Origin of the sequence: Micromonospora sp. WMMA1998 (assembly GCF_027497375.1) — a bacterium.
GTDB classification, from domain to species: domain Bacteria; phylum Actinomycetota; class Actinomycetes; order Mycobacteriales; family Micromonosporaceae; genus Micromonospora; species Micromonospora sediminicola.
Genome location: NZ_CP114911.1, coordinates 5,422,213 through 5,435,042 on the forward strand (window position 1 = coordinate 5,422,213; position 12,830 = coordinate 5,435,042).

A 12,830-nucleotide genomic window follows, 5' to 3' on the forward strand; every position below is an offset into this window, starting at 1 on the left:
GCAAGGGGCGTGGCTGCGGTTGAGCCTGTCCGGTTACAGACTTGACCTGCGCGATCCTGTCGGGCGGGCCGCCGGTGCGTCAGTGACGCAGCGTGTGGATCACGGTGAGCGCCTGCCGGGTGACCGGTCGCAGCACCCGCAGGCGGGACAGCCCGACGAGTCGGTCGACCAGCGGCACCACGCCGTCGATGAGCTGGCGGGTCTTGACCTGCCCGGGCGAGCGGTCGTGCACCCAGTAGAGCACCACGCCCATGTAGCCGAGCCAGAGCAGTTCCGGCAGCGACTCCCGCAGTTCGTCGTCGAGCTTGGCGGTGGAGCCCGCGAGCACCTCGCGGAAGAGCGACACCGACGCCTCGCGGGGGGCGGACGACTCGGTGGAGAACGGGCTGAGCGGCGAGGTGGGCTCCGCCGCGGTCTTGAAGAACGTGCCGGCGAACGAGTGGTACGGGCTCAGCACGTCCACGCCGGCGTGGAGCACCCCGGCCAGTCGCGGGGCGAAGTCCCGTTCCCGGGCGAGCACCGGGGCGGCGACCTCCCGGTGCTCCTGCTGGGTCTCCGCGTAGAACTCCTGGATCAGGTGTTCCTTCGAGCCGAAGTAGTAGTAGGCGTTGCCCACCGCCACGCCGGCCTCCTGGGCCACCGCCCGCATGGTCGTGCGCGCGTACCCCCGCTCGCGGAACAGCCGCAGGGCGGTGTCCAGGATCAGCCGGCGGGTCTGCTCACCCCGGGCGGTCGACCCGGTGCTCGGGCCACCCGCAGCGGTCGTCGGCGCACTCTGCTCGGTCATCGTCGTCACCGTATCCCGGTTCCCGGATCCGCTCGCGGACCGCGGCGGCGGCCGCCACCACCCGCCGGGCCAGCGGCAGCAGGTGCGGGCGGGCCAGTCGTTCGGCCGTGCGGCGGTGCTCGGCCAGCGCCCACAGGCAGGCGAACCAGGCGCCGTCGCCGGTGTAGACCGCGCCGGTGTCGGCCACCACGGTCAGGTCCCGCAGCGTGGCGTCGTGGTCCAGCCCGGGGAGGCGCCGCCGGGCCTCCGCCGACCCGGCCGGCACGAACTCCAGCGGTACGAGCTGGGCGCGCGAGGTCAGCCACCGCCGGGCGGCCCGGCACAGTGGGCAGGCCGCGTCGTAGAGGACGGTGAACCCGCGGATCCCACCGGCCCCGTGCCCGGTGGGATCCGACGGGTGCCCGCCCGGGGCGGACGTCACCGGGCCGGCGGGATCGGCCCCGCCGGCTCGACGGGGTGCGGGCCGCCCTGGGGCGGGAGCACGGCGACCGGAGGCAGCGGCGGGTGGGTCGCCTGCTGCCGCAGTCGGCCACGCCGGTAGCGGCCGAGCGCGAACACGTTGAAGAAGTGCAGCGCGCCCAGGACCAGCAGCACCAGCCCCACCTTGAGCGAGAGCTGCTCCAGCGCCTGGCTGGCGTCGCCGACCGGGCCGGACTCCTTCATGGCCACCGTGACGTAGCCCAGGTTGAGCAGATAGAAGCCGACCACCAGCAGGCTGTTGACCGCGTCGGCCAGCCGGCTGTCGGCGAACACGTCCTGCAGGAACACCAGCCCGTTGCGGGAGAGCGCCCGCGCCACCCAGATGGTCAGGCCGATGCTCACCGCGAGGTAGGTCAGGTACATCCAGACCTTCACGTCCATCCCCCGTCGCCTCTCTTGAACGCGTTCAAATTGAAGTCGCGCCGAGCGTACGACGTTTCTTGAACGTGTTCAAGTCCGGAACGCGCGGCAGCCCGCCGTCGTCCGACGGCGGGCCGGGCGGTACGGATCAGTCGGTCAGGCCGAGCGCCTTCGCGGCGGCGCGGCCGTTGGCGTGGCTGGCGCCGTAGGTGGCGACGAAGGCGCGCGCCCCGGCCGGCCGCCAGTCACCCGGCCAGCCCATCTCGACCACCGTCACCGGGTGCGAGGCGGCCAGCGCCTCGACCAGCTCCCGCGCCCCCGGCAGCCGGTGCAGGTGACGCCCGACCAGCACGACCGGCCGGTCCCCGGCGAGCCCGCGCAGCTCGGCCGGGTCGGTCTCGCCGGCCACCGCGCGGGCCTGCGCCACGTCGGCGGGCAGGTGCGGGCCGAGCCCCCACGGCACCCGCCCCTCGGCGATCGTGGAGGTCGCGTGCACCTGCACCACCAGCGGCGTCCCCGCCGTGGGCAGGTCGCCCTCGACGCGCACCGCCCGCAGCGCGGCGGCGTAGCCCAGGTCGGCGGCGACCGGCGCGGGCGCGTCGGCCGGGGCGGTCCAGGCGGCCAGCGCGGCGGTGCGGCCGGCGGCCTCCTCCACCCGGGCCCGGTCCAGCCGGCCGTCGCCGATCCCGGCGACGATCTCCGCGGCGACCAGCTCGACCAGGCCGGCGTCGACCTTCGCGCCGATGCAGAGCAGGTCGGCGCCGGCGGCCAGCGCCCGGACCGCGGCCGGACCCACCCCGCCGGCGGCCAGCGCGGCGCCCTTCATCTCCAGCGCGTCGGTGATCACCGTGCCGGTGAAGCCGTACTCGCCGCGCAGCAGGTCGACGAGCACGGCCCGGCTGAAGGTGGCCGGACCGTCGCCGGTCAGCGCGGGGACCCGGATGTGCGCGGTCATCACGGCCCGTACGCCGGCGTCGACCACTGCGGCGAACGGCGGCAGGTCGCGCTCGCGCAGCACGGTCGGCGGCACGTCGACGGTGGGCAGCTCGTGGTGGGAGTCGGCGACCGTGGCGCCGTGCCCCGGGAAGTGCTTGGCGCAGGCGGCGACGCCGGCCGACTGGAGGCCGGCCACGGCGGCGGCGGAGTGGACCGCCACCCGCTTCGGGTCCGCGCCGAACGACCGGGTGCCGATCACCGGGTTCTCGTCCGCGGTGTTCACGTCCACCGTCGGGGCCAGGTCGAGGGTGAGGCCGAGCGCGGCCAGCTCGCCGCCGATCGCCGCGTAGACCTGGCGGGTGAGGTCGGGGTCGTCCACCGCGCCGAGCGCGGCGTTGCCCGGGTAGGGGCTGCCGGTCGCGTGGGCCAGCCGGGTGACGTCCCCGCCCTCCTCGTCGATCGCGAGGATCACGTCGGGGCGGCCGGCGCGCAGCGCCGCGGTGGACGCCGCCACCTGGGCCGGGTCGTGGACGTTGGTGCCGAACAGGGTGTGCCCGGCGAGCCCGTCGGCGAGCAGGTCGACCGCCCAGTCCGGCGGGACCGGGCCGGCGTAGGCGGCCAGCAACGTGCCCAGCGCGAGCCGACGGAGTCCTGGATCGAGCCCCACGAGTATCCCCTTTCCCTGCCGGGTCGTCCGACCTCTCGGGACCGGGGTGGCCGATACGCTAACGGGCACCCTTCGGCAGGCGTTTTATGGTTAGAAACTTTACGAAAAATTGAGGACGTTGGCATGAGTGCGACCCGGCTGCCCGGCACCCCCCGACTGTTGCGGGCGCTCAACGACCGAGCGGCGCTGGAACTGCTGCTCGAACGCGGGCCGCTGACCCGGGCCCGGATCGGCGAGCTGACCGGGCTGTCCAAGGTCACCGCCTCCCAGCTCGTCGAGCGGCTGGAGGAGCGCGGGCTGGTCGCCCGGGTCGGTGAGCAGGCCGGCGGGCGGGGCCCGAACGCCCAGCTCTACGCGGTGCGACCGGGCAGCGCGTACGTGGTCGGCGTGGACGTCGGCGCCGAACGGGTGGTGGCGGCCTGCGCCGACATCACCGGTGCGGTGGTCGGCCGGGTCGAGCAGTCCACCAGGGACACCGACGACCCGGTCGGGGTGGTGCACAACGCCGTGGTCCGGGCGGCCAGCAGCGCCGGGGCGGAGCTGTCCGCCGTCCGGCGCGTGGTGCTCGGCACCCCCGGCCTGGTCGACCCGCAGACCGGTGACATCACCTTCGCGTTCAACCTGCCGCGCTGGCACAGCGGCCTGCTCGCCGCGCTCCGCGAGGACCTGGACACGCCGGTCGTCTTCGAGAACGACGTGAACCTGGCCGCGGTCGCCGAGGCGCAGTCGGGCGCGGCCCGGGGCACCGCCGACTTCGTGCTGGTCTGGGTGGACGCGGGTGTCGGCCTGGCGATCATGCTGGGTGGCCGCCTGCACCACGGCAGCAGCGGCGCGGCCGGCGAGATCGGCTACCTGCCGGTGCCCGGCGCGCCGATCCCACGGGACGTGTCGAAGCGCGCCAAGCCGGCGTTCCAGCAGCTCGCCGGCGCCGACGCGGTCCGTGCGGTGGCCGCCGAGCACGGCTTCGCCACGGCGGACGCGGTGGAGCAGGGCGTCGCGGCGGCCCGGGCCGCCGAGGCGGTACGCGCCGCCGTCGTCGCCGGCGCCGACGGCGGCCCGGTGCTGGACGAGCTGGCCCGCCGGCTCGCGCTCGGGGTGGCGAGCACCTGCGTGGTGCTCGACCCGCCGCTGGTGGTGCTCGCCGGCGCGGTCGGGCAGGCGGGCGGGTCGGCGCTGGCCGAGCGGGTGCAGCACGAGGTCGCCGCGATCACGCTGGTCCGGCCCCGGGTGGTGACCACCGGGCTGACCGAGGAGCCGATCCTGCGCGGCGCGCTGCGTACCGCGCTGGACGCGGTCCGTGACGAGGTGTTCGGCTCGACGGTCGGCTGACCGCGTGCACCCTGGCGCCATGTGAAGGAATCCTTCATCATGGCGCCAGGGTTCGCAAGGAGTTGCCGGGGCTGGGTCGCTCTCAGATCAGGTCGCGCCGGCGGAACACGGTGAACGCGGCGGCCACCAGCGCGGCGGTGAGCCCGAGCAGGACCACCATGCCCGACACCCAGGTCAGCGTGTACGAGCCGTCGCAGAAGCCGGAGATCCCGGTGCTGCACGCGTTGCCGTCCCAGAACCGCACCTCGCCGTTGAGCCAGGCGGCCAGATAGCTGGAGAGCATGAACCGGTCCGGCCGGCCGACCTCCAGGATCTGGAACACCAGCCGCGCGCCCAGCTCCCACACCACTACGTACGCGGCGACCGTGCCGAGCGCCGCCGACGTGTGCCGGCCCAGCGTCGCGACGGCGAACCCGAGTGCCGCGGTGGCCAGCACCAGCACCAGCCCGCGCGCCCAGATCGCGCCGAGCGTCACCCAGAAGTCGCCGCCCGTCCGGCCGGTCAGCCCGGACGCCTGCCCGATCAACCAGAACGACCCCAGGTATGCCACCGACGCCAGCACCGAGAGCGCGAGCAGCCCGCCCAGCAGCGTGCCGAGCTTCGCGGCCAGCACGGTGGGCCGTCGTGGCCGCCACAGCAGCAGGTTGACCACGCCGCCCGAGTTCAGGTCCGCCCCGATGTAGGAGGCGCCGACCAGGAACCCGAACAGCGCGAGGAACGCGATCAGGAAGAACAGCAGCGGCTCGGCCTCCTTGGCGAACACGAAGACGCCGCTGAGGTAGTCGGAGGCGGTCGGCAACGTGTCGGACTGGGCCGGGTCGATCTGGGCGCAGTCGCGCGGCAGGTAGTCGTTCTCGTCGGCGGTGAGCGTGCCCGCCTTGATCCGCAGGCAGCGGTCGTGCGCCAGCTCCAGCCGCCGCACCTCCTCCGCGGCCTGCGCCTGGGCCCGGCCCAGCTCCACCCCGGTCGGGCGGTGCGAGCCGCCCAGCGTGGTCACCACCGTCACCGCGAAGGCGGCCGCCAGCAGCACCACCATGAGTTGCACGAAGCGCCGGGCGGCGAGCCGCTCCAGCTCGGCACGGACCAGGTTCACGCGTCCACCTCCCGGCTCTCCCGGACGTCCAGGTCGATAACTCCGTCGTTCGGCGGCGCGCCGTCCACCTGCCGCGGCACCGCGACGTGCTCGTGGTCGCCGGTGAGCTCCAGGAAGACGCTCTCCAGGTCCGGCCGGAGCGGGACCAGCTCACGCACCCACAGCCCTTCCTCGCCCAGCGTGCGGCTGATCACCTCGGGGTCGACCACGCCGGTCACCACCAGGTGGTCCGGCTGGGCCGTCACCGACAGCCCGGCCCGGCCCAACAGCTGCGCCGCCTGCTCCACGTCGGCCACCCGGACCTGCCACTGGTGCTGGTCGAAGCCGGCCAGCACCTCGTCCACCCGCCCGTACGCGACCCGTCGCCCCCGGCTGACGATCGTCACGTGGTCGCAGATCAGCTGTATCTCGGCCAGGATGTGGCTGGACAGCAGCACGGTCACCCCGGCCGCGGCGAGCGACCGGGTGAGATCGCGCATCTCCCGGATGCCGGCCGGGTCCAGCCCGTTCGCCGGCTCGTCCAGGATCAGCAGCTCCGGGCGCTTCAACAGGGCGGAGGCGACGGCCAGCCGCTGCTTCATGCCCAGCGAGTAGCCCTTGACCCGCTCGTCGCCCCGGTCCCGCAGGCCGACCTGCTCCAACACCTCGTCCACCCGGCTGGTCGGCACCCCACCGGCCACGGCCAGCAGCCGCAGCGTCCGGTGGGCGGTGAAGTTGCCGAAGAACTGCGGGCTCTCCACGATCGCGCCGACCCGACCGGCCACCTCGGGGAGCCGCTCGGGGGACCGGGCGCCCAGCACGTGCATCCAGCCGGAGTCCGGCCGGACCAGCCCGAGCAGCGCCCGCAGCGTGGTCGTCTTCCCGGAGCCGTTCGGCCCCAGGAAACCGTGCACCTGGCCCGCCTCGACCAGCATGTCGAAGTCGTCGACGGCGACCCGCCGCCCCTGGCGCACGGTGTGGAACGTCTTGCGCAGACCGGCGATCTCGATGACCGCGCTCATCCGCGTGCCTCCCGGCAGGGGTCGGGCATGGGTCGTCCTTCCGGAGCGGTGACCAACGACACGGCGCCCCACCCTATGGCGGCAGCCCCGCCCGTGGGGGGCGCCGGGCCGGGTGCGTGATTGGATGGGGCGGTGACTGGTGACCTGATCCCCGGCGCCCCGGGCGCCCCCGCCCCCTCGACCGTGGACGCGGATCTGGTGGTCAGCCTCGACGGGGTGGGCGTCACGCGCTCCGGCACCGCGCTGGTGCACGACGTCGACTGGCGGGTCGAGCTGGACGAACGATGGGTGCTGCTCGGCCCGAACGGCGCCGGCAAGACCACCCTGCTCAACCTGGCCGCCGGCCGGCTGCACCCGAGCAGCGGCGTCGCGCACGTGCTCGGCGAGCGCATCGGCCGCACCGACGTCAACGAGCTGCGGACCCGGATCGGCCTCTCCACCGCCACCCTCGCCGAGCGGATCCCCGCCGACGAGCGGGTCGTCGACGTGGTCGTGACCGCCGCCTGGTCGGTGGTCGGCCGCTGGCGGGAGAGCTACGACCGCACCGACGAGGCGCGCGCCGCCGCGCTGCTGGGCCAGCTCGGCGTCGGCCACCTCGCCGACCGCGCCTACGGCACGCTTTCCGAGGGCGAGCGCAAGCGCGTGCAGATCGCCCGCGCGCTGATGACCGACCCGGAGCTGCTGCTGCTGGACGAGCCCGCCGCCGGGCTCGACCTGGGCGCGCGGGAGGACCTGGTCGCGCGGCTCGCCGAGCTGGCGTACGACCCGGACGCCCCGGCCATGGTGCTGGTCACCCACCACGTCGAGGAGATCCCGCCGGGCTTCACGCACGCGTTGCTGCTGCGCGAGGGCGCGGTGGTGGCGCAGGGTCTGCTCGCCGACGTGCTCACCGCCGACAACCTGTCGAAGACCTTCGGCCTGCCGCTGGTCGTCTCGCGGTCCGGCGACCGCTGGACCGCGCGCGCCGCCTGAGCGGACGGACCACGTCGTGCAGCAGACCCGGATCGCCGTCGTCGGCAGCGCCAACATGGACCTGGTCGGCAGCGCCGCCGCGCTGCCCCGGCCGGGCGAGACCGTGCTCGGCAGCGAGTTCGTCATGCTGCCCGGCGGCAAGGGCGCCAACCAGGCGGTGGCGGCCGTGCGCGCCGGCGCCTCCTGCGTCTTCCTGGGCGCGATCGGGTCGGACGCGTTCGGGGTCACCCTCCGGGCCCGGATCACCGCGGCCGGCGTGGACACCGGTCACCTTCGGGTGATGTACGGCCCTTCCGGCGTCGCCCTGGTCATGGTCGGCGGCGCGGGGGAGAACGCCATCCTGGTCACCCCCGGCGCGAACGAGGCGTTCACCGCGCCGACCGAGGACGAGCTCACCGCCGTACGCGAGGCGGACGTGCTGGTCGCGCAGCTCGAGGTGCCGGTCGAGACGGTGACCGAGGCGGCGCTCGCGGCCCGTGCCGCCGGCACCCGGGTGGTGCTCAACGCGGCGCCGGCCCGGCCGCTGCCGCCCGACCTGCTGGCCGCGACCGACCTGCTGGTGGTCAACGAGCCCGAGGCGCAGGCGCTGACCGGCCGTGGCCGGGACGCGCCGGCCGCGCTGCTCGACCTGGTGCCCCGGGCGGTGCTCACGCTCGGCGGCGACGGCGCGTGGTACGTCGACCGGGACCGCCCGGCGGTGCACGTGCCGGCGGTGCCGGTGGAGGTGGTCGACTCGACCGCCGCCGGCGACGCGTTCACGGCCGCGCTCGCCGTCGCCTGGGGCGAGGGGCGGGACCTGGTCGAGGCGGTGCGGTGGGCCGCCGCGGCCGGGGCGGCCTGTGTCCGCAAGCTCGGCGCCTCGGTGGCGCTGCCGCACCGCGCGGAGATCGACGCGCTGTTCGCCGGGCGTTAACAGGGGCCCCTTCCACTACCTGAGGCGTTAAGAGGGGGCCCTTCCTTAGACCCCCTCGGCGCGCTCGCCGCGCCGGCGCAGCATGCCGAGCCCGGGGATGCCGGCCACCGCGAGCTTGAGGTCCCGGGTGACGTCGAGCAGGTCGTGCAGGTCCGGGCCGACCCGGTCCAGCGTGGCCAGGATCGGCAGCACGTCCGAGGTGAGGTGCTCCTTGAGCTTCGGCAACTCGTCGACCAGCCGGATCGCGGCGGTCACCTCCTCCGGGCTGAGCTGCTCGACGAAGCGGGCCGCCATCGGCGCCGCGCGGCGCAGCGTCGACTCGTACGCCGCGAGCAGTTCGGTCGCGGTGCCGGCGGCCTGCTCGGCGGTGGCCACCGTGCCGGCCGCCCGGGCCGCCACCGTGTCCGCCTCGGCCACCACGACGGCTGCCGCCCGGGCCACCCGGTCGGCCTCGCCGACCACCACGGCGGCCGCGGCGGCCACCTCGGTCGCGGTGTCGATCGCCCCGGTCGCCGCGACGCTGATGACGCCCACCTCGCGCACCGCGGCCTCGGCGTCGGTGAGCACCCGGTCGGTCCGGTCGAGCGTCCCCTCGATCCGGTCGACCACGCCGTTGATCCGGCGCACCAGCGCTTCCACCTCGTCGAGCACGGCGAAGGCGCGGGCCGGTACGGCGGCGAACGCGGCGGCCGAACCGAGCGCCTGGTCGAGGGCGGAGCGGGTGAGGCCGACGACGGCGCCGGGCCGGGGGAGTGGGATCGCCATGCCGACAAGTGTGCGTCGCCCCGGCCAGTCACGCCGGGTGAGGACGGGGCGGCGCACGTCACGCCGGCCCCTCCCGGGCCGGGCCGGGGACGCGTAGGGTGCCGGCATGCCCGACCCCGGCCCGGCTCCGCGGCGTCTCCTCGCGTTCGGCGCGGTCGCGCTGCTCGCCGTCGTCCTCGGCGCTCTGCTGCTGGTCCGCGCGGACGCCGGCCTGGACACCCGGCGGGCGACCGTCGCCGGGGTGCCGCTCACCGAGGTCCGGGCGCCCGGCGGGGACGCCGGCCCTCGACCCGGGGTGGTGATCGCGCACGGGTTCGCCGGCTCGGCCCGGCTGATGCGGCCGCTGGCCGACACGGTGGCCCGGCACGGCGGGGTGGCCGTGCTGCTCGACTTCGCCGGGCACGGCGCCAACCCGTCCCGGCTGCCCGGCGCGGGCCGGGACGACGCGCGGGCGCGGGCGCTCCTGCGGCACGACCTGGACGTCGCCGTCGGATGGTTGCGGAGCCGGCCCGGCGTGGACCCGGACCGGATCGTCCTGGTCGGACACTCGATGGGCGCCGGCGCGGTCACCCGCTACGCGGTCGACCACCCGGAACTCGCCCGCACCGTGGCGATCTCGCTGCCCGACGCGGACGACGTGCCGGCGCAATGGTCGGGCGGCCTGACGCTCGTGGTCGGCGGGCTGGAGTTCTCCGACTTCCGTCGCGCCGCCGACGAGGCGGCACGCGGGGGCCCGCCCGGGGCGCGGCGGCGGGTGGTAGCGCCCGGCACCGAACACATCTCGGTGCTCTTCGCGCCGCGCACCCACGCCGCGGTGGTGGCCGCGATCCCCGGCCGTCCGGGTGGCCCGCCACCCGCGCCGCTGACCCGTCTGGCCGGCGCCGGCCTGCTCCTGCTCGGCCTGGGGTTGGGCTTCGTGCCACTGGCCACGGCGCTGCTGCGCCGCCCGCCGGACCCGGTGACCGCCGGCCCGCCCGCGCCGGTCGCGCCCGGGGCCGCGCGCCCGGGCGCCGCGTGGTCGGGTCGGTGGCTCGTCGTGGCGGTGGGGGCGGCCGGGCTCGGCGCGGCGCTCGCCGCTCCGCTCCCGACCGCCCGGCTGCCGCTCGCGGTGGGCGGGCATGTGGCGGTGTTCCTGCTGCTCACCGGCGGTCTGCTGGTGGCCGCGCGGCGCTGGTCCGGCACGCCGACACCCACGGCCACCGGCCGGTCGGGGCGGGCCGTCGGGGTGGCCGCGGCGCTCGCCGGGTACGCGGTGCTCGCCGTCGCGCTCCCGCTGCACCTGGGGTTCACCTCGGCCACGCCGGTCGGCGCCCGCTGGTGGCTGCTGCCGCTGGTGCTGCTCTGCTGCCTGGTCTTCCTGCTCGGCGCCGAGCTGGTCGCCGACGGCCGGGGCGGCCGGTACGCGGCGGTCGGCGGGCTCGGCGTGGTGGTCCTGGCCGCGGCGGCGGTGACCGGCCTGGCACCCGGGTTCGTGCTGCTGGTGGTGCCGCTCTTCGCGGCGCTGGTGGCCTGGCAGGCAGCCTGGGCGGGGGTGCTGCGCCGGCGGGGCGCGCCGTGGTGGCTGCCGGCGCTGGTCGGCGCGGTGCTGCTGGCCTGGCCGATCGCCACCACGCTGCCGTTGGCCTGAGCCGGGGCGGGACCGCCCGCCCCGGCCCGACGGCTCAGCGCACGCCCTCGAAGATCACCTGCGGGTCGGTCCGGGCCGGGGTGCCCCAGACCGCCTCGTCGTAGGCGGCGTCGTCGGCCAGGTGGCGCAGGAACCACTCGGTGAGCAGCCGTCGGGTCAGCTGGAGCTGGACCGTCCGGCTGATCGAGCCGCTGTCGCAGAAGAGCGAGCCGCTGTCCATGAAGCCGCAGTGCGAGCCACCCCTGATGGTCCGCAGTTGCTTGGCCGGCGGCTTGGCGACGTAGATCGGGCGCTGGTGGTCGGCCGGCGGCGCGATGCCGTCGCGTTCGCCGGCGATCAGCTGCACCGGGACGGTCACGCCGGCCGCGGCCGACACGGCGGAGGGGTTGGTCTCGGCGGCGGCCAGGTTCGCCACCGTCACCACGCGCGGGTTGCGGGCGGCGGCCAGGATGCTCGCCCCGCCGCCCATGGAGTGCCCGGACAGGCCCAGCCGGTCGACGGCGACGTGCCCGGCGAACCGGGAACCGGCCGTGGTGTCCTGGGCCACGGTCCAGGTCAGGGCCGCGTTCAGGTCGTCGGCGAAGGCGCTGTGGTTGGGCGACAGGCCGCCCTGCGAGTTCGGGGCGACGACGATGAACCCCCAGGTCGACAGGTGGGACAGCGTCGAGGAGTACTTCGACACCGACTGGAGGAAGCCGTGGCCGAACGCGATCGCCGGGAACCGGCCGGCGGCGACCGGCTGACCCTTGCCGGCGGCGGTGGCCGGGTAGGTGATCCGGGCCGAGAAGGAACGGCCGGCCGCGCTGACGGTGGCGTCGACGTAGCCGGCCGCGTACGGGCCGGGCGCGGACGGGTCGGCCGACGCCGCGACGGCGGCGTGGACGCCGCTCGCCGGCAGCGTCAGGCTGAGCGCCGCCGCGACCGCGACGGTGAGTCTCCGCAACATGGCACCCTCCTGCTGAACGATGGACATGAATGTCCACTCAGGAGAGCAGGGTCGGCGGCCGGGGGTAACACCCCGGTTGGTCAATAACCGCTGTGTTATGACCGGGCGACCCGCAGCGCCCACCAGATCAGCGGGGCCTGCATCGGCACCCGGCCGTAGGCGATCGCCCGCCGCGCCGGCCGGCGTCGCCGCCAGTCCCAGGCCATCTGAGCGTTCGCCGGCAGCACCGCGACGAACAGGGCCGCCGCGGCCAGCCCGCCGCGCCGCCGGGTCGCCGGATGCGCGACCGCCGCCGCTACGGCCAGCTCGGCCACCCCGGAGGCGTACGTCCAGAAGCGGGCCGGCCCGGGCAGAGCGCGCGGCACGATCGGGTCGTAGAAGCCGGGGCGGGCGAAGTGCGTGACGCCCGCGGCGGCGAGCAGCCCGGCGAGCGCGACGGCCTCGCCGCGACGGTGGGTCATCGTCGGTCTCCCTGCTGTTCGACGGCGCGCTGGACGGCCCGGTAGATCTGCCCGAACCGTAGCGCGTCGGGCGTGCGGACCAACATCGACTCCCGGCCGTGGTGCTGCACCCACAGCTCGTGCACCCGGTTGCCCCGCTCGTAGGAACGGTCCAGCCAGCCGAGCGGCACCTCCAGGAACGGGGTGAGCGCCAGCCCGCCGACCACGAACGCGGCCAGGATGATCAGGGCCAGCTGCCACTCGCCCCGGTCCTGCGCGGCCCAGGCCAACGAGAGCACGCAGACCAGCGTGACCAACGGGGGCAGCGAGAGCAGCAGGACCAGCACCCCGCGCCCGAGCACCCGGCCCCGGACCGCCAGCGTGGTCGCGCCGCGGGCGTGCCAGACGTACGTGACGTCGGCGAGCGCGACCACCTGGCCCCCCGCGTGGATGGCCTCCGAGGTGACCTGTACCGCGTCGTCCCGGTAATAGAGGGTCATAAATCAGCGTAACC

14 protein-coding genes are annotated in these 12,830 nt (G+C 75.6%); 4 read left to right on the top strand and 10 right to left on the bottom strand.

Annotated features, from left to right (window positions below; genetic code table 11):
• Window positions 1–79: 79 nt before the first annotated feature.
• The 4 genes from O7600_RS25225 to O7600_RS25240 all read right to left on the bottom strand — a co-directional run bounded on the left by O7600_RS25225 (window position 80) and on the right by O7600_RS25240 (window position 3,230).
• Entirely contained in the window at window positions 80–787 is a 708-nt protein-coding gene (locus O7600_RS25225; protein WP_281590950.1) for a TetR family transcriptional regulator, read from the bottom strand.
• Entirely contained in the window at window positions 720–1,208 is a 489-nt protein-coding gene (locus O7600_RS25230; protein WP_281590951.1) for a DCC1-like thiol-disulfide oxidoreductase family protein, read from the bottom strand. The genes O7600_RS25225 and O7600_RS25230 overlap by 68 nt, the downstream gene beginning before the upstream one ends.
• Window positions 1,205–1,648 carry a hypothetical protein gene (locus tag O7600_RS25235; RefSeq protein WP_281590952.1) on the bottom strand — a complete coding sequence of 148 codons (444 nt, stop codon included), beginning with the start codon at window positions 1,646–1,648 and terminating at the stop codon, window positions 1,205–1,207. Before O7600_RS25235 ends, O7600_RS25230 begins: the two co-directional genes overlap by 4 nt.
• A 127-nt stretch (window positions 1,649–1,775) precedes the next feature.
• Window positions 1,776–3,230 (bottom strand): glycoside hydrolase family 3 N-terminal domain-containing protein, encoded by a 1,455-nt coding sequence (locus O7600_RS25240; protein ID WP_281590953.1) that lies wholly within the window; start codon window positions 3,228–3,230, stop codon window positions 1,776–1,778.
• 123 nt (window positions 3,231–3,353) lie between these two features.
• On the opposite strand from O7600_RS25240, the gene O7600_RS25245 reads away from it, so the two are divergent.
• On the top strand, window positions 3,354–4,559 hold the full coding sequence (locus tag O7600_RS25245) for an ROK family transcriptional regulator (protein ID WP_281590954.1): 1,206 nt from the start codon (window positions 3,354–3,356) through the stop codon (window positions 4,557–4,559).
• Between the two features lie 82 nt (window positions 4,560–4,641).
• Here O7600_RS25245 and O7600_RS25250 read toward each other — a convergent pair whose 3' ends face one another.
• A complete protein-coding gene (locus O7600_RS25250) occupies window positions 4,642–5,652 on the bottom strand; it encodes an ABC transporter permease subunit (RefSeq protein ID WP_281590955.1) in 1,011 nt (336 codons plus the stop codon).
• A complete protein-coding gene (locus O7600_RS25255) occupies window positions 5,649–6,653 on the bottom strand; it encodes an ATP-binding cassette domain-containing protein (RefSeq protein ID WP_281590956.1) in 1,005 nt (334 codons plus the stop codon). Before O7600_RS25255 ends, O7600_RS25250 begins: the two co-directional genes overlap by 4 nt.
• 120 nt (window positions 6,654–6,773) lie before the next feature.
• On the opposite strand from O7600_RS25255, the gene O7600_RS25260 reads away from it, so the two are divergent.
• Both O7600_RS25260 and O7600_RS25265 read left to right on the top strand, forming a co-directional pair.
• On the top strand, window positions 6,774–7,625 hold the full coding sequence (locus O7600_RS25260; protein ID WP_281590957.1) for an ABC transporter ATP-binding protein: 852 nt from the start codon (window positions 6,774–6,776) through the stop codon (window positions 7,623–7,625).
• Between the two features lie 16 nt (window positions 7,626–7,641).
• Window positions 7,642–8,538: a ribokinase gene (locus tag O7600_RS25265; RefSeq protein ID WP_281590958.1), complete on the top strand. Its 897-nt coding sequence runs from the start codon at window positions 7,642–7,644 to the stop codon at window positions 8,536–8,538.
• 45 nt (window positions 8,539–8,583) lie between these two features.
• Here the strand turns inward: O7600_RS25265 and O7600_RS25270 are convergent, their stop codons facing one another.
• Window positions 8,584–9,303, bottom strand: coding sequence for a hypothetical protein (locus O7600_RS25270; RefSeq protein ID WP_281590959.1), 720 nt, complete (start codon window positions 9,301–9,303; stop codon window positions 8,584–8,586).
• A 106-nt stretch (window positions 9,304–9,409) separates the two neighbouring features.
• On the opposite strand from O7600_RS25270, the gene O7600_RS25275 reads away from it, so the two are divergent.
• Window positions 9,410–10,930 (top strand): alpha/beta fold hydrolase, encoded by a 1,521-nt coding sequence (locus tag O7600_RS25275; RefSeq protein WP_281590960.1) that lies wholly within the window; start codon window positions 9,410–9,412, stop codon window positions 10,928–10,930.
• 34 nt (window positions 10,931–10,964) lie between these two features.
• On the opposite strand, the gene O7600_RS25280 is transcribed toward O7600_RS25275, so the two are convergent.
• The 3 genes from O7600_RS25280 to O7600_RS25290 form a co-directional block, all read right to left on the bottom strand.
• A complete protein-coding gene (locus O7600_RS25280; RefSeq protein WP_281590961.1) occupies window positions 10,965–11,876 on the bottom strand; it encodes an alpha/beta hydrolase in 912 nt (303 codons plus the stop codon).
• 95 nt (window positions 11,877–11,971) lie between these two features.
• Window positions 11,972–12,337, bottom strand: a complete 366-nt coding sequence (locus O7600_RS25285) for a hypothetical protein (RefSeq protein WP_281590962.1) — start codon at window positions 12,335–12,337, stop codon at window positions 11,972–11,974.
• Entirely contained in the window at window positions 12,334–12,816 is a 483-nt protein-coding gene (locus O7600_RS25290; protein ID WP_281590963.1) for a DUF6232 family protein, read from the bottom strand. Before O7600_RS25290 ends, O7600_RS25285 begins: the two co-directional genes overlap by 4 nt.
• Window positions 12,817–12,830 lie beyond the last annotated feature (14 nt).